Raw genomic sequence first — 21,110 nt, forward strand, 5'->3', positions numbered from 1 at the left:
TTGGATTTCAGTACTCGCTGCTATAAAGTTCGTACGGAAAGCCCTCGTAGCGACCGACGGCCCCGCGTCGGTCCCCGTGCGACCGTCCGCCCGCGCCCCCGTTCGGTGCCGCGGAGTCGAACGCGTCCCGTGTCGAGGACCCCCGAGCCACATTTATCGCTATCTGTCGCCTACGTGAGGTATGTCGACTATCGCCGAGTTCACGATTCCCGCCGACGCCTTTCCGCTGGGTCGACTGTTCGAGGAACTCGAAGACGTCGTCGTCGAACTCGAACGGGTGGTCCCGACGAAACCGGGACTCATCCCGTACGTGTGGGTGCAGTCGGTGACCCGGTCGGAGGTCGAAGCCGTCGTCCGGGCCGGCGAACGAGTCCCGGAACTGACCACTGTCCGACTCGTCGACGAGGTGGACGGTGCCTTCCTCCTCCGTCTGAACTGGGACGCGAACTACGAGGGAATTCTGCGAGCCATCACCGAGACGGACGTCTCGCTCGTCTCGGGCGTCGGGTCGGCCGACTCGTGGACGTTCGAGGTGCGGGGGGACAACCGGAAGCAGATAGCCGCCTTCCAGCGCTACTGCGCCGAACACGAGCAGACCGTCTCCCTGCGGGCACTCAACACGCTCACCTCGACGAGGAGCGGTGCGGCCTACGACCTCACGGACCCCCAACGGGAGGCGCTGCTACTCGCCCACCGACGCGGGTACTACCACTCCCCCCGCGAGGTGACTCTCGAGGACCTCGCCTCGGAAGTCGGTATCTCCGGGCAGGCGTTCGGGTCGCGACTCCGCCGGGGTATCGACCGTCTCGTCGGGAGTACGCTCGCCCCGACCGACTGACGGTATTTAAAGACCGTTCGTGTGAAATACGAACGCTCAATCGAAACATTCTCGACATTGCTGTATGAGCACGTCACGCAAGACTGCCGCACGCGCGGCACCGGTCGCCGTCACGTCCGACGACGTGAGGTACCACGAATCCAGCGGGGCCTATCGGACGGTCTTCGACCCGAGTTCCCAGTTGGTGAGCGAGGCGGTACTGACGACCGTCGCGGAGGCCGCCTCGGCCGAACCGCTGGACCTGCCTCCTCTCTACGGGGCCGTCGACCCCGACGCACTGAACGCGTTGCTGGGTGCGCGCGACCGGTCGCGCCCGACCGAGGGGGTCGCCGTCTCGTTCGCGTACGCCGGGTTCGCCGTCGAAATCGACGGAGCGGGGACGGTCGTCGTCTCGTCGAACGCGGCGTTGGACCCGTCGCCCGAGAGATGACCACCGAGGAGGCGGCGACGGACCCGACGCGCGTCCTCTACGTCGACGACGACGCCGCTTTGACCGAACTGGTCGCGCAGTTCCTCGAACGGTTGGACGACGGACTCGTCGTCGACACCGCGACGCTCGCTGAGGAGGGCCTGCGGCGACTCCTCGACCCGACGGCGGACTACGACTGCGTCGTCAGCGACTTCCGGATGCCGGGCATGAACGGGGAGGAGTTCCTACACGCCGTGCGCGCGGACCAACCGGAGATGCCGTTCGTTCTGTTCACCGGCGAGGGAAACGACGCACTAGAGCGACGGGTCACCGCCGACGCCGCCGCGTATCTCCGCAAGGGGACGGGGACCGACCAGTACAGGGTTCTCGGGAGACGAATCAGACGCGTCGTCGGCCGGTCCAGCGACCGAGACGACCGGTGAGAGCCGGCGGACTCGCTCCGAGTGAACTCGCGGACGGGCCGGGGGCGTCGACGTGAGCCGGGCCCTCAGTCGCCACCGAACCGCTCCCGGACGACGCGCGGCAGTTCGAGGGCGACGGCTACCCCGATTGCCGGGAGGACGACGGCGAGGACGAGGAGGACGACGCCCAGTCCGACCGGTGCGAGACCGACGACGAGGAGGACGAGGAGGAAGACGAGCGTGTAGAACCCGCCCCGTCCGACGGCGGCGCCGACGCCCGCCGCGTAGGCGGCTATCGCGCTCGGCACCTCGCTGAGTCCGTTGCTCATGCGGGAGGCGACGACGGGAACGGATTTAGTCGTACCCCTCGCGGCGATGCCGTTAGGTCGCTCCGTCGTGATTAGACTCCCATGGACGACCACACCCGCGACCCGAGCGTCGCGCCGCCACTCGGCGACCCCACCGGGTGGCTGACGGACCGACGCCAGTGGGAACACGCGACGCTCCGCCGGGCCACCGAACACGGCGTCCGCCTGTTCAACGCCGGCGAGTTCCACGAGTCGCACGACTGCTTCGAGGACGAGTGGTACAACTACGGCCGCGGCACCGTCGAGTCGGCGTTCCTCCACGGGATGGTGCAGGTGGCCGCCGGCGCGTACAAGCACTTCGACTTCGAGGACGACGCCGGGATGCGGTCGCTGTTCGGGACGGCGCTCCAGTACCTCGAAGGGACGCCCGCGGACTTCTACGGCGTGGACGTCGAGGAGGTCCGCGAGCGACTGCGGACGGCGTCGGAGGACCCGACGGTGCTCCACGGGTGGCAGATAGCACTCGACGGTTCGCGGCCGACGGCGTACCCCGCGGACTACGAGTACGCCGAAGAGTTAGAACACTGACAGGCGCGGCCGAAAACCCGAACCGATTAGAACGCTCACCGTTTGGGGACGCCAATGCGCATCTACGAACTCGGTGAGGGTACGCCCGAGGTCGCCGTCGTCGGTTCCATCCACGGCGACGAACCCTGCGGTGCCCGCGCTATCGAACGATTCGTCGCTGGGAAGCCCGACGTGGACCGGCCGGTGAAACTCGTCGTCGCCAACGAGGAAGCGTTGGAGGCGGACGTCCGCTACCTCGAAGAGGACCTGAACCGCGCGTTCCCCGGCGACCCGAACGCCGACACGCACGAAGCCCGACTCGCCGCCGACCTGGCCCGCGAAGTCCGCGGTTGCACGACGTTCTCGCTGCACTCGACGCAGTCGTACGCCAAACCGTTCGCCCTCGTCGACTCCGTCGGCGCCGTCGCGCGGTCCATCTGTCCGTACCTCCCCGTGGACGAACTCGTCGAGACGGGGAAGTTCGCCGGCGGCCGCCTCATCGACCACGCGCACACCGTCGAAGTCGAATGCGGACTGCAGGGAACCGAGGACGCGGAAGAGAACGCCTACTGGCTGATTCGCGCGTTCCTCGCCGCGACGGGTGTCGTCTCCGCGCCCGTCGAGGCCGACGAGTCCCCCCTCTCTCTGGACCGCCGCGAGGAGGACGACGTGACCGTCTACCGGATGCTCGAACGCATCCCGAAGGAACCCGCGGAGACGTACGAGGTGTTCGTGAACAACTTCGAACGCGTCGAGGCGGGCGACCGGTTCGCCGCCGCCGGCAGCGACGTGTTCACCGCCGACCGGGCGTTCTACCCCGTCCTGCTCTCGGCGTACGGCTACGAGGACCAGTTCGGCTACGCCGCCGACCACGTCGGCACGCTCGGGTGAGGTCCGCGGCGGTGGCCGCCAGAGCGGAGTGACTACTCCTCCTGCGGCGCGAACTCGACCAGCGTCAGGTCGCGGTCCAGATAGCAGAAGTCGTGGGGCGGGTCGCCGCGCACCTCGGCGATGCGGTACTCTCGGTCGAACTCGGCACCCTCCGGGACGCAGTACTCGTGGCTCGGACACTCCGTGTGGGGACAGGGCCCGGCGAGACTGGCCTTGCTCCCGGCGTAGGCGCCCTTCGAGGGGACGTTGGCGACGACGGGCGCGGGTTCGACCTCCACCGCGCGGACCCCGGCGTCGTGGACCGCGCAGTCGAGCAACTGGGCGTTCTCGCGGACGCCCCTCACCTCGTAGCGGACGCCCTCGTCCAGATTCAGACACTGCTTGCGGTACGGACAGCCCTCGCAGGCCGAGGACGGACCGCGGTAGACGAACTGCGTCCCGGGTTCCGCGAGTCTGTCGCCGATGAGCGTGACCTTCGTCATGGTTCGAGTCGTAGTCGCGCCCGAGGGATAATCTTACGCGTCGCGACCGGTGAGTTCGTCCAATCGGTCCAGATACCGCTCGGGAGGCGCCTGATACGTCTCCCGGTAGGCCACCTCGCCGTCGGCGAACCGCCGGGCGAGGGCGTTCGCCCCCTCCACTGCGGCCTCCCGGGAGTCGTACTCCTCGACGGTGGCCTCGACGTCGGGTTCCAGTCGGAGGATGGCCCGCCACGTCTCCGTTCGAATCCGCGAGGCCCCCGGTCGGTTGGCGCGCGACCCGTTCCAGACGAAGATGGTCGGCATCTGTTCGGCGGGGAACTCGCTCTCGTTGAACACGTCGGGCCGGTACGCGAGGATGCGCCGGCCGCTCGGTTCGTCGTTCCACAGCGTCCACCCCTCGGGCGGCGTCGCCGCCGACCCGTCCGTCTCGTCGCTCATACGCCCGATAGTCACGCGACGGTCGAATCTCCTTCGGTCCCTCCCCGTCCCCCACCGCGGGCACTCCCGCCGGACGTTCTCGCTCCGGTCGCCCGCGACGGCCGTCGCGCCGGGTCGCTCGTAGCGCCCCGCGCCTCGAAGTCCGTCGCCGACCCGCCGACAGCCCGTGTACGCGGTTTCGAATCCCGTACCTATACGAATCTGAGAATGTGGGACGTGGTAGCAATGAACTTCCCAGTTCGGCGGTATCGAACTCCCTACCGTCCGATTAACAGTCCATTATCGACACATCTTCTCCGAGTGCGAAATCGCATCAGAGCGCGAGGAAGACTTATATGTGTGTGTCTCTCACACATTGTTAGCCTCGGTTGACCGGACCGAGCAACCGTCCCTCCGCGCACCGTCCGCCGAACACCGACGACTCGTCGCTCGCCGCTGATTCCGCCGCCACCGTTCGTCTGACTCGTTGTGCGAGGGCGGCCGATAGGAGCGACCACGACCCGTCCCCGCGGACGGGCACTCGCCTCTCGCCCGGTACTCAGAGGCACCTCGGGAGGCGCGTGGTCGCGCTATCGACATCCGTCAACGAACAATGAATGGTGACATCGACACCCTCGAAGGGCTGAGTAAGCACTACAAAGACTCCGTTCCCGCGGACCTCCGCGAGGCAAAGAGTTTCGAGTGGTACTTAGAAGAAGTCTACAGCGACCCGAGAATCGCCCGCAACGCCCACCAGCGCGTTGCCGACATGTTCGACCACTACGGCACCGAGTACGACGAGGAGGCCGGCGTGGTCGAGTACCTGATGGCCTCCGAAGACCCCATCCACGACGGGGAGAACACGTTCTACGGCCGTGAGGTCCACGAGTCCATCCACGAATTCGTCAACAAGGTAAAGTCGGGTGCCCGCGGTCTCGGCCCCGAGAAGCGCATCAAACTCCTCCTCGGGCCCGTCGGGTCCGGGAAGTCGCACTTCGACTGGATGGTGCGGCGCTACTTCGAGGACTACACGATGCGCGACGACGGCCGGATGTACACGTTCCGGTGGACCAACCTCACGGACGTCATCCGCGACCAGGACCCCGCCGACGACGTGGTCCAGTCGCCGATGAACCAAGACCCCATCGTGCTCGTCCCGCAGGAGCAACGGGACATGATAATCCAGCAGCTCAACGAGTCGCTCGACGCGCCGTACACCATCCGGAACGACCAGGCGTTAGACCCCGCCTCGGAGTTCTACATGGACAAACTGCTGGCGTACTACGACGACGACCTGGAGGAAGTCGTCTCCAACCACATCGAGATAATCCGCCTCGTCGCCAGCGAGAACAAGCGCCAGTGCGTCGAGACGTTCGAGCCGAAGGACAAGAAGAACCAGGACGAGACGGAGTTGACGGGCGACGTCAACTACTCGAAACTGGCCGTCTACGGCGAGTCCGACCCGCGGGCGTTCGACTACTCCGGCGCGTTCTGTAACGCCAACCGGGGGCTGTTCTCCGGCGAGGAACTGCTGAAGCTCCAGCGGGAGTTCCTGTACGACTTCCTGCACGCGAGTCAGGAACAGACGATCAAGCCGAAGAACAACCCGCGCATCGACATCGACCAGGTCATCGTCGGCCGGACGAACATGCCCGAGTACCGGGACAAGAAGGGCGACGAGAAGATGGAGGCGTTCAACGACCGGACGAAGCGCATCGACTTCCCGTACGTCCTCGAGTACTCCGAGGAGTCCGAGATATACCGGAAGATGCTCCGGAACGCCGACGTGCCGGACATGCACATCGAACCGCACACGATGGAGATGGCCGGGTTGTTCGGCGTCCTCACCCGCATCGTCGAACCCGACGGCGGGAACATCAGCCTCGTCCAGAAGGCGAAGGCGTACAACGGCGAGATAGACGAGGGCGACGACACCGACGTGAAGAAACTCCGCGAGGAGGCAGAAGCGAAGGCCGACATCGGCGAGGGGATGGAGGGCGTCTCCGCGCGCTTCATCGGCGACGAGATAGCCGAGGCCATCATGGACTCGACGCACCGCGACCGCAACTACCTCTCGCCGCTGTCGATGTTCACGCACTTCGAGGAGAACCTGGAGAACCACGGCTCCATCCCCGAAGAGAACCTCGAACGCTACCACCGCTACCTCGAGATGGTGCGCGAGGAGTACAAAGAGCGCGCCATCGAGGACGTCCGCCACGCGCTGGCGTACGACTTGGACGAGATTCAGCGGCAGGGCGAGAAGTACATGGACCACGTCATGGCGTACATCGACGACGCCACCGTGCAGGACGAACTCACCGGCCGCGAGCAGGAGCCCGACGAGAAGTTCCTGCGCTCCGTCGAGGAGAAACTCGACATCCCCGAGGACCGCAAGGACGACTTCAGACAGGAGGTCTCCAACTGGGTCTCGCGGCGCGCCCGCGAGGGGCAGGCGTTCGACCCGCAGGACAACGACAGGCTCCGCCGCGCCCTCGAGCGCAAACTCTGGGAGGACAAGAAGCACAACATCAACTTCTCGGCACTCGTCAGCGCCAACGAACTGGACGACGACGAGCGGAACGCGTGGATCGACGCCCTCGTCGAACAGGGCTACTCGCGCGAAGGTGCCAGAGAGGTGTTAGAGTTCGCCGGTGCGGAGGTGGCAAAGAGCGAACTCGAAGCATGACGCCAACGAGAGACTACATCCGCGAGGCGGACGAGCGACTCCGGGGCACCTACGAGGAGCCGATGAGCCTCGCGGAGTACGTCGACGCCGCGTTCGAGTCGCCGACCATCGCCTCGCACGCCTCGAAGTACCTCCTGTCGGCCATCGAGGCGTCCGGCACCCGAACGGTCGTCGAGGAGGGCGAGGAGAAGGAGCGCTACCGCTTCTTCGACGACCCGGCCAACGGCGGCGAACACGCCGTCCTCGGCAACACCGAGGTGCTGAACCGGTTCGTCGACGACTTGCGGACCATCGCCGCCGAACGCGGCAAGGGAGAGAAGATAATCTGGTTCGACGGGCCGACGGCGACGGGCAAGTCCGAACTGAAACGCTGCCTCGTCAACGGGCTTCGGGCGTTCTCGAAGACGCGGGAGGGCCGGCGCTACACCGTCGAGTGGAACGTCTCCACCGCCGACGACAGTCGCGGCCTCTCGTACGGCGGCGAGACGAGCGGCACCGAAGACGAGTCCGACTGGTACGAGAGCCCGGTGCAGTCGCACCCGCTCTCGGTGTTCCCGACGGAGGTTCGACGGAGCCTCCTCGAGGACCTGAACGAGACCGAGACCGGTCACATCCCCATCTCGCTCGGCGAGGAACTGGACCCGTTCTGCCGCGAGGCGTACGACTACCTCGAGGAGAAGTACCGCCGCGCGGGCAAGCGCGACCTGTTCACCGCCGTCACCGACCCGAAACACCTCCGCGTGAAGAACTACGTCGTGGACGTGGGGCAGGGTATCGGCGTCCTCCACTCCGAGGACGACGGCTCCCCGAAGGAGCGACTGGTCGGGTCGTGGATGCCGAGCATGCTCCGCGAACTCGACTCCCGCGGGCGCAAGAACCCGCAGGCGTTCAGCTACGACGGCGTCCTCTCGCAGGGCAACGGACTGCTCACCATCGTCGAGGACGCCACGCAGCACGCCGACCTGCTGCAGAAACTGCTGAACGTCCCCGACGAGGGCCACGTCAAACTGGACAAGGGCATCGGGATGGACATCGACACCCAGTTGCTCATCATCTCGAACCCGGACCTCGACGCCGAACTCGACAAGTACTCCGACCGCAACGGACGCGACCCGCTGAAGGCGCTGAAACGTCGGCTGGACAAACACGAGTTCCGCTACCTGACGAACGTCTCCCTGGAGACCGAACTCATCCGGCGCGAACTGACGAACGAGACGGACGTGTGGGACGTCGAGGACAGGGAAGAACTCGAAGACCGCATCACCGACAGCCTGTTCGTGGACGTGCGGAGCGGTCCGGGCGCGGTCACGCGCAGGGAACTGTCGCCGCACGCCGTCGAGGCGGCGGCGATGTACTCCGTCGTCTCCCGCCTCGACGGCGACGACGTGCCCGACGGCTACAGTCTGGTCGACAAGGCGTTGCTGTTCGACCGGGGCTACCTGCAGGTCGGCGACACGCGCGAGGAGATAGACGAGTTCAGTTTCGACAGCGACAACGAGGGGACGCACGGGATTCCGGTCACGTTCACCCGCGACGTCATCGCGGACCTCCTGCACGAGGACCGCGACAGACACCACCCCTCGCTGGACGTCGGCACCGTCGTCATGCCGGACGACTTGCTCGACGCGATGGCCGAGAGCCTCCACGACGCCCCGGTGTTCTCGCGCGCCGAACGCGCCGAGTACGAGAGCCGGGTCGCCGTCGTGAAGGAGTACGTCTTCGACCGACAGGAGTCGGACGTCCTCGCGGCCGTCCTCGCCGACAAACACGTCGAACAGGAGACGGTCGAGGAGTACGTCGAGCACGTGTACGCCTGGGAGTCGGAGGGGCAGGTCGAGACCGAACGCGGTCCGGTCGACCCCGACGCACTCCTGATGAAACTGTTCGAGACGGAACACCTCGGCCGGTTCGCCGAGAGCGACTACACGGGCAACGACCCCTCCGAGGCGGTCGAACGCTTCCGCCGCGAGAAGGTCATCACCGCGCTGAACCGCTACGCGTGGGAGAACCGCGACGAGGGGTTCACCGTCGAGGACGTGGAACTCTCCGAGATTCCCGTCATCCGGACGGTGCTGGAGACGCACGAGTGGGACGACGTCCGCCGCCTGTTCGAGGACTTCGACCCCGACCAGTGGGACGACCCGCCGGCGAACACCGAGACAGAACGCGTGAAAGAACGAACGATAGCACACATGGTAGCAAACGGGTACACCCCCGCGTCCGCCGAACTCACCAGTCGAGCGGTCATGAACGAGGTGCGCCACCGATGGGACTGAGAGAGGACGTCGAACGGTTCCGCGAAATCGGCGAAGACCGGCGCGAGGACCTCAAGGAGTTCATCAGCTACGGTGACCTCGGGGGGTCCGGGCCGAACAGCATCAAGATACCCATCAAAGTCGTCGACCTGCCGAAGTTCGAGTACGACCAACTCGACAAGGGCGGTGTCGGACAGGGACAGGGCGGGACGCCCGACGTGGGCCAACCCGTCGGCCAGCCCCAACCCGCCGACGGCGACGGCGACGAGGACGGCGACCCGGGCGAGGATGGAGCCGACCACGAGTACTACGAGATGGACCCCGAGGAGTTCGCGCAGGAACTCGACGAGGAACTCGGCCTGGACCTCGAACCGAAAGGGAAGGAGGTGATCGAGGAGATAGAGGGCGACTTCACCGACATCACGCGGACCGGGCCGCACAGCACCCTCGACTTCGAACACCTGTTCAAGGAGGGGTTGAAGCGCAAACTGGCGATGGACTTCGACGACGACTTCGTCCGCGAGGCGATGAAAGTCGCCGGCGAGGACGAGCAGTCCGTCTACCAGTGGTGCCGCGACAAGAACATCCTCGTCTCGCTGGCGTGGATAGAGGACGAGTGGACGGACATCCCCGAGGAGGAACGCGGGACGTGGTCCTCCTTCGAGGAGATGGAGGAGAACGTCGAGCGCTCGACGACGCTCCAGCGCATCCAGCGCGACGGCCTGCGCGACATCCCGTTCCGCCGCGACGACGAGCGCTACCGTCACCCCGAGATAATCGAGGAGAAGGAGAAGAACGTCGTCGTGGTGAACATCCGCGACGTGTCGGGGTCGATGCGCGAGAAGAAGCGGGAACTGGTCGAGCGGACGTTCACGCCGCTGGACTGGTACCTCACGGGCAAGTACGACAACGCCGAGTTCGTCTACATCGCCCACGACGCCGACGCCTGGCAGGTCGAACGCGACGAGTTCTTCGGCATCCGTTCGGGCGGTGGCACCCGTATCTCCAGCGCGTACGAACTCGCGAAGGAGGTACTCGAAGAGCAGTACCCCTGGTCCGAGTGGAATCGATACGTGTTCGCCGCCGGCGACTCGGAGAACTCCTCGAACGACACGACGGAGAACGTCGTCCCCCTGATGCGCGAGATTCCGGCGAACCTCCACGCGTACGTGGAGACGCAACCCGGCGGGACGGCCATCAACGCGACGCACGCAGAGGAAGTCGAACGGTCGCTCGAAGACCAGGGCAACGTCGTCGTCGCGTACGTCTCCTCGCCGGAAGACGTGATAGACGCCATCTACGACATCCTCAGCACGGAGGCAGGAGAATGAGACGCTTCAGACACACCGCACAGAAAGTCGCCGGAGAACTGGAGGAACCCGTCCGCGAGGCGGGCAACCTCGCCCGCAAACTCGGGTTGGAACCGTACCCGGTGAACTACTGGGTGGTCGACTACGACGAGATGAACCAGCTCATCGCCTACGGCGGGTTCCAGCGACGGTACCCGCACTGGCGGTGGGGGATGACGTACGACCGCCAGCAGAAGCAGGACCAGTTCGGCATGGGCAAGGCGTTCGAGATCGTCAACAACGACAACCCCTCGCACGCCTTCCTGCAGGAGTCGAACTCGTTGGCCGACCAGAAGGCGGTCATCACCCACGTCGAGGCGCACGCCGACTTCTTCAGCAACAACGAGTGGTTCGGTATGTTCGCCGGCGACACGGACTTAGACGCCGCGGCGATGCTCGAACGGCACGGCGAGTCCATCCAGAAGTACATGGACGACCCGGACATCGACCGCGAGGAGGTCGAACGCTTCATCGACGCCGTCCTCTGCATCGAGGACAACATCGACCAGCACCGCACCATCACCGACGCGGCGACCGGTCGCGAACGCGTCCAACCCGAGGACCTGCGGAAGCGACTGGACGACATGAACATCTCCGACGACGTCCGCAATCAGGTGTTCGACGAGGAGTGGTTGGACGAACTCGCCGAGGCCGAGGCCGAGGCGGCGAAACTGGACGCCCCCCGCCGCGACGTGCTGGCGTTCGTCCAGGCGCACGGCATGCGCTACGACGAGGAGAAGGGTAAGGCCGTCGAGATGGAGTCCTGGCAACGGGACGTCCTCGACATCCTCCGGACCGAGTCGTACTACTTCGCCGCCCAGAAGATGACGAAGGTGATGAACGAGGGGTGGGCCGCCTACTGGGAGTCGCTCATGATGGGCGAGGAACGGTTCGCGGGCACCGACGAGTTCGTCACCTACGCAGACCACCAGTCACGCGTCCTCGGGTCGCCCGGCCTGAACCCCTACAAACTCGGCAAGGAACTGTGGGAGTACATCGAGAACACGACCAACCGACGGGAAGTCGCGGACAAACTGCTCCGCGTGAAGGGCGTCTCGTGGCGCAACTTCCACGACGTCGTCGACTTCGAGACGGTGCAGCAACTCCTGAAGCCCGACCCGGCGATAGACCGGATTCGGTCGGACACGGTGGACGAACTCGCTTCGCTACCGGCCGACGACCCGCGCGTCGACTGGGAAATGCTCGACAGAGCGCTGTCCGGCGACGACGAGGGAGACGCGGACGCGGACGTGGACGTCGACGCCTACCCGTGGAAACTGCTCACCTACGAGGGACTCGCCGAGCGACACTTCTCGCTGGTGAAGCCGCAGAACCGCGGCTTCCTCGGCCGCATCCGCCGGTCGGAACTCGAACGCCTCTCGCGGTACATGTTCGACGACGAGGTGTACGACACCGTCGAACAGGCCGTCGCCGACGTGGACCGGACGGCCGGGTGGGACCGGATGCGCGAGATTCGGGAGAGCCACAACGACGTGACGTTCATCGACGCGTTCCTCACGCAGGAGTTCGTCGAGAGCAACCACTACTTCACGTACGAGTTCACGCAGGCGACGGGCGAGTACCGCGTCGCCTCCGTCGACTACGAGGACGTGAAGAAGAAACTCCTGCTGCAGTTCACGAACTTCGGCAAACCCACCATCGTCGTCTTCGACGGCAACTACGCCAACCGCGGCGAGTTGCTCCTCGGTCACCAGTACAACGGCATCATGCTCGACATCGCGCAGGCGCGCGGCGTCCTCGAACGCCTGTACGACCTGTGGGGCCGGCCGGTGAACCTCGCGACGATCGTCAAGGAGTACGACGAACACGACGTCGAAGTCGCGCGTCGGCGCAACCGCGAACCGACGCCGACGGAGACGGGCAAGCGCATCCGCTACGACGGCGAGGCGTTCGAGACGTACGAGTTGGACGAGGAAATAGCCGACCGCATCCGCGCGACGGACGTGGACTACGACACCAAGCCGGAGGAGTGGTTGTCGTGACGCCGCGTTCTCGCTCCGCGTAACTTCACACTTTTCAGATACTATAGAATACAGACACATTGATGTATCTCCGGCGGTAAGCCAGAGGTATGTCCAGGGGAGGGGCCGGGTCGGTGGGAGTGACCCGAAACAGGAGCGAAGACAGACTCGAGGAGTCGGAGATTCACGACGTCCTCAGAAACGACAGACGCCGTCTCGTCCTCGAACGACTGCGGTCGTCCGAGGGGAGCGAAGCCGTCAGCGACCTGGCCGAGTACATCGGGAGCGTCGAGTCCGGCGAGACGCCGCCGCCGCGGAACGTCCGCCAGAGCGTCTACGTCTCGCTTCACCAGACGCACCTGCCGAAACTCGACGAACTCGGCATCGTCACCTACGACAGCGACGCGAAGACCGTCGCCCTCGCGGACGCCGCCCACGAGGTGGCCGTCTACATGGAAGTCGTCCCGAAGTACGGCATTTCGTGGGCCGAGTACTACCTCGGACTCGGACTGCTGGGACTGCTCTCGCTCGTCGGATCCGGCATCGGCGTGCCCACGCTGTCGGTGGTCGACCCGACGCTCCTCGGCGTCGCGTTCCTGCTTCTCGTCGTCGCCTCCGCGACGTATCAGATAGTCGACCAGCGGAGTTCGCTCCTCCACCGCCTCCGCTCGCGGGGGGCCGACGGACCGAACGTCGACGCCACCGGCGACGACTGACCGGTCGGAGCGTCCCGTTCGTTCAATAGCGCGCCGTCCGTACTCGGAGCGATGACCGAGACGGCACTCGTCTGGTTCCGCCGTGACCTCCGGGTTCGCGACAACCCGGTGCTCGCGGCGGCGGCCGACGCCGACCACCTCCTCCCGGTGTACTGCTTCGACCCGCGGGAGTACGGCACGCGGGCGTTCGGCGGCGCGCACTCCTTCCGGTTCGAGAAGACGGGGAGCCACCGCGCCCGCTTCCGCCGCGAGTCGGTCGAGGCGTTGCGCGAGTCGCTCTCCGGGCGCGGTTCGACGCTCCTCGTCCGCCACGACCGGCCCGAGACGGCCCTCGCGGACCTCGCGGCGGCGGCCGACGTCGACCGGGTGTGGTTCCAGACGCTGCCCGCGCCCGAGGAAGTCGCCGTCGAGAACCGCGTGACGACCGCGTTGCGCGACGACGGCGTGGCGGTCCACCGTCGCTGGACGCACACGCTTTACCACCCCGCCGACCTGCCGACGCCGTACACGGCCATCGACGACACGTACACCCCGTTCCGAGAGGCCGTCGAGGCGAAGTCGACCGTCCGCGACCCCGTCGCCGTCCCCGACCTCCCGCCGCCGCCCGCCGAACTCGACTCGCGCGGCGTCGCGCCGGGAGCGATTCCGTCGCTTCGCGAACTCGACGACGACCTGACCGCGCCCGCGCCCGAGGACAGGGCGGTCCACGACTTCCCCGGCGGCGAGGACGCCGCACTCGACAGGCTGAACGCCTACGTCTGGGCGGGCGACCACCTCCGCGAGTACAGGGAGACGCGCAACGGGATGGTCGGCGCCGACTACTCCTCGAAGCTCTCGCCGTGGCTGAACGAGGGCTGTCTCTCGCCGCGGTCCGTCGAACGGGAGGTGCGGCGGTACGAGGACGAACGCGTCGCGAACGACTCGACGTACTGGCTGCTGTTCGAGTTGCTCTGGCGGGACTTCTTCCAGTTCCAGTTCCGCAAACACGGCGCGGCGTTCTTCCGTCCCGGCGGCATCCGGGACCGGACGGACGTCGACTGGCGGACGGACGACGAGCGACTGCGGCGGGTCCGCGCGGGCGAGACGGGCATCCCGTTCGTGGACGCGAACGTGCGCGAACTGCTGGCGACCGGCTACATGCCGAACCGCGGCCGGCAGAACGTCGCCTCCTTCGTCGCCAACGACCTGCGACTCGACTGGCGGGTGGGCGCGGCGTTCTTCGAGACGCACCTCGTGGACTACGACCCGTGTTCGAACTACGGCAACTGGGCGTACGTCGCCGGCGTCGGCAACGACTCGCGCGACCGGGCGTTCGACGTACTCGAACAGGCGCGAACGTACGACCCCGACGCGAGGTACGTCGAGCGGTGGATCCCCGAACTGGCGGCGGTGCCGCCGGCGTACGCGCACGAACCCTGGCGGATGGACGCCGCCGAGCAGGATTCGTTCGGCGTCGAACTCGGCGTCGACTACCCCGAACCGATGGTCCGACTCGACTCGTAGCGGCGCGCGGTTACGGGCTACTCCACTCGTCCTCGTCGGCGGTCAACGCGACGCCCGCGACGAGGACGGTGACGAGGAGGAACGCGACGAGTGCCAGTCGCGGGATGGTCAACAGGCCGCCGAGCATCGGGTACTGAATCGCCGCACACCCGCCGCCGAGCGAACACGTCCCCCCGACGGACGGGAACACCTGGAGGTACACGTGGTACGAGGAGACGACGAGGCCGAACAGCGAGAGGGGGAGCGCGGTCCGGTAGACGCCCGCGCGGTCCTCTATCGCGGCGACGCCGAGGACGACGACGAGCGGGTACATCAGGATGCGCTGGTACCAGCAGAGTTCGCACGGGACGAGCCCGAGTCCGAGGCTGAAAAAGAGGCTCCCGACGGTGGCGACGGCAGCCACGAGCGTCGAGAGTGCGAGAACGCCGCGTGTCGAGGACGCCATGTTCGCACGGCCGCGTGCCGGTGGCTTGAACGTGTCGGCGCCGGTCGTCTCGTGTCGGCGTCGCTCAGTCGTCGTCGCGCAAGCCGACGTCGGGGAGGAACGTCGAGAGCGACCGCTCGCCGTCTTCGCTCGCGGCGCGTTCGGCGTAGACCTGCAGCGACGAGGAGGCGGCGAACCCGACTGCGACGAGGAACGCGTAGCCGATGTCGGGGACGAGCGAGAAGGGGAACAGCCCGGACCACGCGAGGGCCACGACGAGCATCGACAGGCCGGATAGGCCCAGGTAGTACACCGACCACGAACTCACCCGCCGGTCGGTCGTCCCGTCGAGAAACGAGTCGAGTTCGTCGGCCAACGGCGTCAGCGAGATGGTCCCTCTGTCCCGGTCGTAGACGACGACGCCCACGTCGTCGAGTTTCGGCAGGTGCGTCTGATGGAGCGACGTGTAGACTCGCTTTCGCTGTTTGTACGTCAACTCCTCGCGGTCGATGCCGTTCTCCATTGCGGCGACCGCTCTGGACAGGTCTCGAACGGACACCGTCTCTTCGGTCTCTCGAAGGTAGTCGAGAACCAATCGACGACGACGGTTACTCAACATCGAGTAGATGTCGTCCTTCGAGAGTGTCCTGGCTTTTTCGTCCGCTAACACACGTCGTACGCTCACCTCATTGACCCTCCCCGCCAGCTACGTCCACATATTCTGTCTGATGATATAAACAATCCCCTCTCGTGAGAGGACTGCTCACCCGGACCACCGTGGACGGCTCATAGCTGACGCTCCGCTTGTACGAGTAAAACACTACTGGTCCGGACGTTGCTCGGTCGCGAATCGGAGAGTTGTGCTCGCTGATTCGAGTCTCCTGGTCGCGTTCCGTCTCACTGAACCGAGAGACACGGAAGCCTCTCGGAGGGATTGGTTCGTCAGAAGCATGCTCGGTAGGGGATTTGAACCCCTGTCCTCGGCTCGAAAGGCCAAGATGATTGGCCGGACTACACCAACCGAGCCTGCATGCTATCGTGGTGGGCTGATTCGTTTAAAGATTCCGTTACGGGTCGGGTTCGGGAGTGTGTCTCTTACTCGCCCTCGAACTCGGGGTCCCGGTCACCCATGAACGCGGTCATCCCCTCCATCAGGTCGTCCGTGGCGAACAGGAGGCCGAACGCCTGCGCTTCGACCTCCAGTCCGGCGTCGGTGTCCTCCCAGCCGTTGTGCATGGCGCGCTTGGTGTAGCGCTGGGCGATGGGCGGTCCCTGTGCGAACTGCTTCGCGTACTCGAAGGCGCGCGCTTCGAAGTCGTCGTTGTCGACGACTTCGTTGACGAAGCCGTAGTCGGCCATCGTCTCCGCCTCGTAGCGGTCGGCGGTGAAGATTATCTCCTTGGCGCGGCCGGTGCCGACGATGCGCTGGAGGCGGACGGTGCCGCCCCATCCGGGGAGGAGGCCGAGGTTGTGTTCGGGCTGGCCGAACTCAGAGCGCTTCGTGGCGATGCGGAGGTCGGCGCACATCGACAGTTCCATCCCGCCGCCGAGGCAGTAGCCGTCGATGCCGGCGACGACCGGCTTGTCGCACTCTTCGAGTTTACCGAACGTCTGCTGGCCCTTCCGCGAGAGTTCCGTCCCGACGTTGGGGTCGCCCGCGCCGCCGGCCATGCTCTGGATGTCCGCACCGGCGGAGAACGCCCGGTCGCCCGCCCCCGTGATGAGGACGGCCCGCACGTCGTCGTCCGATTCGAGGGCGTCGATAGCCTCGGACAGTTCGTCCATCAGTTCGCCGCTGATGGTGTTCATCCGGTGCGGTCGGTCGAGCGTGACGTGGCCGACGGCGTCTCGAACTTCGACCTCGATGTCGTTGAAGTCGAATGCCTCGTCGGTCTCCTCGCCGCCGTCACCGTAGAAGCCGGACCCCGACGCGGCGAGTTCGCGGAGGTAGTCCACGGCCTCGTAGCGCGCTTCGCCGGTCTCCTCGTGGAGGTCGTCCAGCGTCTCCACGAGCGTCTCAATACCGGCGCCGTCGGCCATCTTCGCCGGGCCGTCGGAGAAGCGCCCGCCGAGCTTGACGGCGCGGTCGATGGCCTCGGGGTGGGCGACGTCGTTCCCGACCAGACCGGCCACCTCGTTCGCCATCACGGCGAGTAAGCGGTTCTCGACGGCCTCGCTGCCCTCGTCGTGCGGGACCTGCGCGCCGTCGCCGTCCTCGTAGTCGTAGAAGCCCTTCCCGGTCTTCTGCCCGAGGTCGCCCGCTTCGACCTTCTGTTCGAGGAGCGGACACGGCTCGTAGGCGTCGCCCAGTACGTCGTGCATGTACTCCAGCACGTGGTAGCCGACGTCGATGCCGACGTAGTCCGCGAGTTCGAAGCTCCCCATCGGGATGCCCATGTCGTACTTCGTCGTCGAGTCGACCTCCGCCATCGTCGCGTCGCCGGACTCGACGATCCAGGCCGCCTCGTTCATCAGGGGGACCAGCACGCGGTTGACGATGAAGCCGGGACTGTCCTTGCGGACGCGGACGGGGGTCTTCCCCATCGCTTCGGCGAGGTCCTCGACGACGGCCAACGTCTCGTCGGCGGTGTGTTCGCCGGCGATGACCTCGACGAGTTCCATCCGGACCGGGGGGTTGAAGAAGTGCATCCCGCAGAAGCTCTCCGGTCGCTCCGTCACCTCCGACAGTTCGGTGATAGAGAGACTGGAGGTGTTCGTCGCGAAGACGGTGTGGTCGGGGGCGGCCGCCTCCAACTCCGTGTAGACGTCCTTCTTGATGTCCATCTTCTCGGGGACGGCCTCTATCACGACGTCCGCGTCGGCGACGGAGTCGGCCACGTCCACGTACGTCGTCACGCGTTCGAGGGCGGCGTCGGCCTCGTCGTCCGATATCTGGTCCTTCTCGGCGAGTTTGCCGAGCGACCACTCTATCTGGTCGTAGCCGTTCTGGACGAACTCCTCGTTGATGTCGCGCAGATGAACCTGATAGCCGGCGAGGGCGGCCACCTCGGCGATGCCGTGGCCCATGTTCCCCGCACCGAGAACCGTGATAGTGTTGATATCGTCTAACTCCATACACCGATTCTCGGATGCGAGGCGTTTCAACGTTTCCCTCGTGAATAGTGGAAACTCTTATTGCGTTTATTCATGGTTTTTCGTCTCGGACGGCGGCGCGGCCGAGAGACTATTCTCGCTGGAGACCTCCGTTCGACCCGAGTACACCGTGACCGACGACGCAGTGGCCGTCCTCCGAACGGACCCCGTGATGCGCAGGGTGGTAGACAGCCACGACCCCTACACCGAACCGGACTGGTCGGCGTTCGAACGACTCTGCGTCGCCGTCGTCAACCAGCGAATCTCGACGGCGAGTGCGGCGGCGGTTCGAGCGCGCGTGTTCGACGACGTGCTGGACGGCGACGTGACGCCCGAGTCGGTACTGAACGCCGACGAGGACGCTCTGCGGGACGCCGGCCTCCCGGCGTCGAAGGTGGGCTACCTGCGGAACGTCGCCGAGGCGTTCGAGGCGGACGACCTCACGAGAGAGGGGTTGGCCGACCTGTCGAACGAGGCGGTCAGGGCGCGTCTCACGGAGATACCGGGCGTGGGCGACTGGACGGCCGACACGTTCCTCATCTTCGTCCTCGACCGGCCGGACGTCCTCCCACTCGGTGACCTCGCGGTCCGGCGCGGCATCGAACGACTGTACGCCGACGGCGACGACCTGACGCGGGCGGAGATGCGCGAGGTGGCCGACGCGTGGCGGCCGTACCGGTCGCTGGCGACGCGGTACGTCTGGGCCGCGTACGAGGCGGCGCGCTGAGGCGACGCGAGGACTCGGTCGGCGGACGGTCAGTCCACGGCCCGCCACAGATACCGCGAGGCGATGCTCCGGTACGGTCGCCACGCCTCGGCGCGTTCGACCATCGCCGACCGGTCGTCCGCGTCTATCCCGTACAGTTCGGCCATCGCCTTCCTGATTCCTAGGTCCTCGACGGGGAACACGTCCTCGCGGCCGAGGACGAAGATGAGGTACATCTTCGCCGTCCAGTCGCCGACGCCGCGAATCTCGGTGAGGCGGGCGACGACGTCCGCGTCGCTCAGGTGCGCCATCCCGTCACGGGTCAGGTCGTCCGCCTCGAACGCCTCGGCGACGTTGCGAACGTACGAGACCTTCTGCGAGGAGAGGCCGACGTCGCGGAGTGCGTCCTCGTCGGCGGCCAGCATCGCCGCCGGCGTAACCTCGAAGCGGTCGAACAGGCGCTCCCGGATGGCGGCGGCCGACTGCGTCGATAGCTGCTGGTTGACGATAGAGACGACGAACCGCTCGAACTCGTCCTCGGCGGGTTCGACGGCGAGTTCGCCGTGTTCGGCGACGAGTTCGGCGAGTCGCTCGTCGTTCCGTATCGGGTCCATCGGGGAGTGCTGCGTCCCGGGGAGAGAAAGGGTCGTCGCTCCCGGAACGCCGCGCGGGTCGGTTACTCTTCGAGGAGTTGCTCGTCGTCGTCGCCGCCGCTTCCGCCCTCGTCGACGCGGCGGCGCACGTCCACCCGGTAGTGCTGGAGGATGTCGCGCCCGAGGAGGAGGGGGTAGTCCATGTGCGACCGGTCCTCGACGCTCGCGGTGACGGTGTGTTGCGTCCCCGCGATGCCGATGACGAGGTCCACGACGGGGCGGGCCTTCCCGCCCTTCATCGACCCCGACTTCACGCGCGTCATGCTCTTGATGGGGCCGGCACCGATTTCGGCGGCCAGCGAGGTGTCGATGCTCGTTCGCGTCGCGCCGGTGTCGGACTTGGCGTACGCCTGCGTGGACCCGCTGGTCCCCGAGACGACGACTTCCTCGATGTAGCCGATGAGGGGCATCTCGCCGTCGGGACCGGGGTCGACGCGCGGCATGCTCCGCGGTTCGGAGTCGTCGAGGGTGGCCGCGAGGTCCTCGACGCGGGACTGTTCGACGCTGCCGCCCGCCTGTTCGATGGCGACTTTGGCGATGAACGGCGCCGGCGACCGGTTGGTCGCCTTGTAGAGCCCCTTGAACCCGGCCGTCGGGTTCACCTCGAGGACGAACCAGCCGTCGTCGCCCTCGATGAGGTCCACGCCGACGTAGTCCAGTTCCATCACTTCGGCGGCGTACAGAGCCGTCTCGCGGGCCTCCTCGGGCATCTCGTCCGTCGCGTTCAGCACGTCGCCGCCGAGGGCGACGTTCGTCCGCCAGTCGCCCTCCGGCGCGTACCGGTACATCGCGCCGATTATCTCGCCGTCGACGATGTAGACGCGCAGGTCGCGGTGGTGTTCGTCGTCGCGTTCGATGAGGTCCTGCAGGAACGCCTGCCGGTTGCCGACCTTGGGGTTGACCGCCTCCGTGAGGTCCACCTTCCACGTGCCGCCGCCGTGCGTTCCGATGGCGGACTTGTAGACGCCGACGTCGCCGAAGCGTTCGCGGCCCTGGTTCAGCCGGTCGTTGGAGAGAGCGAGGAGAGCGTCCGGCACCTTGATGTTCCAGTTCGCCAGCGTCGCTGCGGTCGCGAACTTGTGGATGGCCGTCAGCACCGCCGACGGCTGGTTCAGCATCGGGCGGATGCGCTCGAACGTCGTCGCCAGTCCGAGCAGTTCGGCCGGTTCCTCCGTGTTCGACAGGAGGAGGCGGTTCGCGATGATGTCCACTTCGGGTTCGACCGTCACGTCGCCGTCCTCGATACTGATCGCCGTGTTCTCCCGCCGAAGCCAGACGCCCTCGTGACCCAGGTCGTCGACCGCGTTCAAGATAGCCTTCGTCTCCTTGCTGTTGTGCAGAGACAGCACGCCGACACGAACAGAATCGCCATCGCCAGACATATCCGAACGTAACAGGGGCGGGTTTCA

General features: G+C 66.2%; 20 protein-coding genes and 1 tRNA gene. 12 read left to right on the forward strand and 9 right to left on the reverse strand.

The window, feature by feature from the left end; all coding sequences use genetic code 11:
* The first annotated feature begins 181 nt into the window (after positions 1-181).
* The 3 genes from BM310_RS10230 (at position 182) to BM310_RS10240 (ending at position 1,690) form a co-directional block, all read left to right on the forward strand.
* Positions 182-838 carry a helix-turn-helix domain-containing protein gene (locus tag BM310_RS10230; protein ID WP_089807374.1) on the forward strand — a complete coding sequence of 219 codons (657 nt, stop codon included), beginning with the start codon at positions 182-184 and terminating at the stop codon, positions 836-838.
* Between the two features lie 64 nt (positions 839-902).
* Positions 903-1,268 (forward strand): HalOD1 output domain-containing protein, encoded by a 366-nt coding sequence (locus BM310_RS10235; protein WP_089807376.1) that lies wholly within the window; start codon positions 903-905, stop codon positions 1,266-1,268.
* Positions 1,265-1,690, forward strand: coding sequence for a response regulator (locus BM310_RS10240; protein ID WP_089807378.1), 426 nt, complete (start codon positions 1,265-1,267; stop codon positions 1,688-1,690). Before BM310_RS10235 ends, BM310_RS10240 begins: the two co-directional genes overlap by 4 nt.
* Positions 1,691-1,755: 65 nt before the next feature.
* Here BM310_RS10240 and BM310_RS10245 read toward each other — a convergent pair whose 3' ends face one another.
* The gene (locus tag BM310_RS10245; protein ID WP_089807380.1) at positions 1,756-1,998 is read right to left on the reverse strand and encodes a hypothetical protein; all 243 of its coding nucleotides are present in this window, start codon (positions 1,996-1,998) and stop codon (positions 1,756-1,758) included.
* A gap of 81 nt (positions 1,999-2,079) precedes the next feature.
* Between BM310_RS10245 and BM310_RS10250 the strand changes: the two genes are divergently transcribed.
* Complete coding sequence (locus BM310_RS10250; RefSeq protein WP_089807383.1) at positions 2,080-2,565, forward strand: DUF309 domain-containing protein; 486 nt, start codon at positions 2,080-2,082, stop codon at positions 2,563-2,565.
* A 54-nt stretch (positions 2,566-2,619) separates the two neighbouring features.
* Complete coding sequence (locus BM310_RS10255) at positions 2,620-3,435, forward strand: M14 family metallopeptidase (RefSeq protein WP_089807385.1); 816 nt, start codon at positions 2,620-2,622, stop codon at positions 3,433-3,435.
* A 32-nt stretch (positions 3,436-3,467) separates the two neighbouring features.
* Here the strand turns inward: BM310_RS10255 and BM310_RS10260 are convergent, their stop codons facing one another.
* Entirely contained in the window at positions 3,468-3,917 is a 450-nt protein-coding gene (locus tag BM310_RS10260; RefSeq protein ID WP_089807387.1) for a UPF0179 family protein, read from the reverse strand.
* Between the two features lie 33 nt (positions 3,918-3,950).
* Positions 3,951-4,355 (reverse strand): DUF5820 family protein, encoded by a 405-nt coding sequence (locus BM310_RS10265; RefSeq protein ID WP_089807390.1) that lies wholly within the window; start codon positions 4,353-4,355, stop codon positions 3,951-3,953.
* A gap of 592 nt (positions 4,356-4,947) precedes the next feature.
* Between BM310_RS10265 and BM310_RS10270 the strand changes: the two genes are divergently transcribed.
* From BM310_RS10270 to BM310_RS10295, 6 genes are all read left to right on the forward strand, one after another.
* The gene (locus tag BM310_RS10270) at positions 4,948-7,020 is read left to right on the forward strand and encodes a PrkA family serine protein kinase (RefSeq protein ID WP_089807392.1); all 2,073 of its coding nucleotides are present in this window, start codon (positions 4,948-4,950) and stop codon (positions 7,018-7,020) included.
* Positions 7,017-9,296, forward strand: coding sequence for a PrkA family serine protein kinase (locus tag BM310_RS10275; RefSeq protein WP_089807394.1), 2,280 nt, complete (start codon positions 7,017-7,019; stop codon positions 9,294-9,296). The genes BM310_RS10270 and BM310_RS10275 overlap by 4 nt, the downstream gene beginning before the upstream one ends.
* The gene (locus BM310_RS10280) at positions 9,287-10,606 is read left to right on the forward strand and encodes a YeaH/YhbH family protein (protein WP_089807396.1); all 1,320 of its coding nucleotides are present in this window, start codon (positions 9,287-9,289) and stop codon (positions 10,604-10,606) included. The genes BM310_RS10275 and BM310_RS10280 overlap by 10 nt, the downstream gene beginning before the upstream one ends.
* Positions 10,603-12,627 carry a SpoVR family protein gene (locus BM310_RS10285; RefSeq protein ID WP_089807398.1) on the forward strand — a complete coding sequence of 675 codons (2,025 nt, stop codon included), beginning with the start codon at positions 10,603-10,605 and terminating at the stop codon, positions 12,625-12,627. Before BM310_RS10280 ends, BM310_RS10285 begins: the two co-directional genes overlap by 4 nt.
* A gap of 89 nt (positions 12,628-12,716) precedes the next feature.
* Positions 12,717-13,322 carry a DUF7344 domain-containing protein gene (locus BM310_RS10290; RefSeq protein WP_177232594.1) on the forward strand — a complete coding sequence of 202 codons (606 nt, stop codon included), beginning with the start codon at positions 12,717-12,719 and terminating at the stop codon, positions 13,320-13,322.
* A gap of 51 nt (positions 13,323-13,373) precedes the next feature.
* Positions 13,374-14,825, forward strand: coding sequence for a DASH family cryptochrome (locus BM310_RS10295; RefSeq protein ID WP_089807402.1), 1,452 nt, complete (start codon positions 13,374-13,376; stop codon positions 14,823-14,825).
* Positions 14,826-14,835: 10 nt separating this feature from the next.
* On the opposite strand, the gene BM310_RS10300 is transcribed toward BM310_RS10295, so the two are convergent.
* The 4 genes from BM310_RS10300 to BM310_RS10315 form a co-directional block, all read right to left on the reverse strand.
* Positions 14,836-15,270, reverse strand: a complete 435-nt coding sequence (locus BM310_RS10300) for a disulfide bond formation protein B (protein ID WP_089807404.1) — start codon at positions 15,268-15,270, stop codon at positions 14,836-14,838.
* 64 nt (positions 15,271-15,334) lie between these two features.
* A complete protein-coding gene (locus BM310_RS10305; protein WP_449271706.1) occupies positions 15,335-15,868 on the reverse strand; it encodes a DUF7344 domain-containing protein in 534 nt (177 codons plus the stop codon).
* 332 nt (positions 15,869-16,200) lie between these two features.
* Positions 16,201-16,275: transfer RNA gene (locus BM310_RS10310), tRNA-Glu, on the reverse strand.
* A gap of 69 nt (positions 16,276-16,344) precedes the next feature.
* A complete protein-coding gene (locus tag BM310_RS10315; RefSeq protein ID WP_089807409.1) occupies positions 16,345-18,324 on the reverse strand; it encodes a 3-hydroxyacyl-CoA dehydrogenase/enoyl-CoA hydratase family protein in 1,980 nt (659 codons plus the stop codon).
* A gap of 190 nt (positions 18,325-18,514) precedes the next feature.
* Between BM310_RS10315 and BM310_RS10320 the strand changes: the two genes are divergently transcribed.
* Positions 18,515-19,069 (forward strand): DNA-3-methyladenine glycosylase family protein, encoded by a 555-nt coding sequence (locus BM310_RS10320; RefSeq protein WP_394328063.1) that lies wholly within the window; start codon positions 18,515-18,517, stop codon positions 19,067-19,069.
* 29 nt (positions 19,070-19,098) lie between these two features.
* On the opposite strand, the gene BM310_RS10325 is transcribed toward BM310_RS10320, so the two are convergent.
* Both BM310_RS10325 and BM310_RS10330 read right to left on the reverse strand, forming a co-directional pair.
* Positions 19,099-19,662 (reverse strand): DNA-3-methyladenine glycosylase family protein, encoded by a 564-nt coding sequence (locus BM310_RS10325; protein ID WP_089807413.1) that lies wholly within the window; start codon positions 19,660-19,662, stop codon positions 19,099-19,101.
* A gap of 62 nt (positions 19,663-19,724) precedes the next feature.
* Complete coding sequence (locus tag BM310_RS10330) at positions 19,725-21,083, reverse strand: putative ATP-dependent zinc protease (RefSeq protein ID WP_089807415.1); 1,359 nt, start codon at positions 21,081-21,083, stop codon at positions 19,725-19,727.
* Positions 21,084-21,110 lie beyond the last annotated feature (27 nt).

Origin of the sequence: Halogeometricum rufum, from assembly GCF_900112175.1 — an archaeon.
GTDB classification, from domain to species: Archaea; Halobacteriota; Halobacteria; order Halobacteriales; family Haloferacaceae; genus Halogeometricum; species Halogeometricum rufum.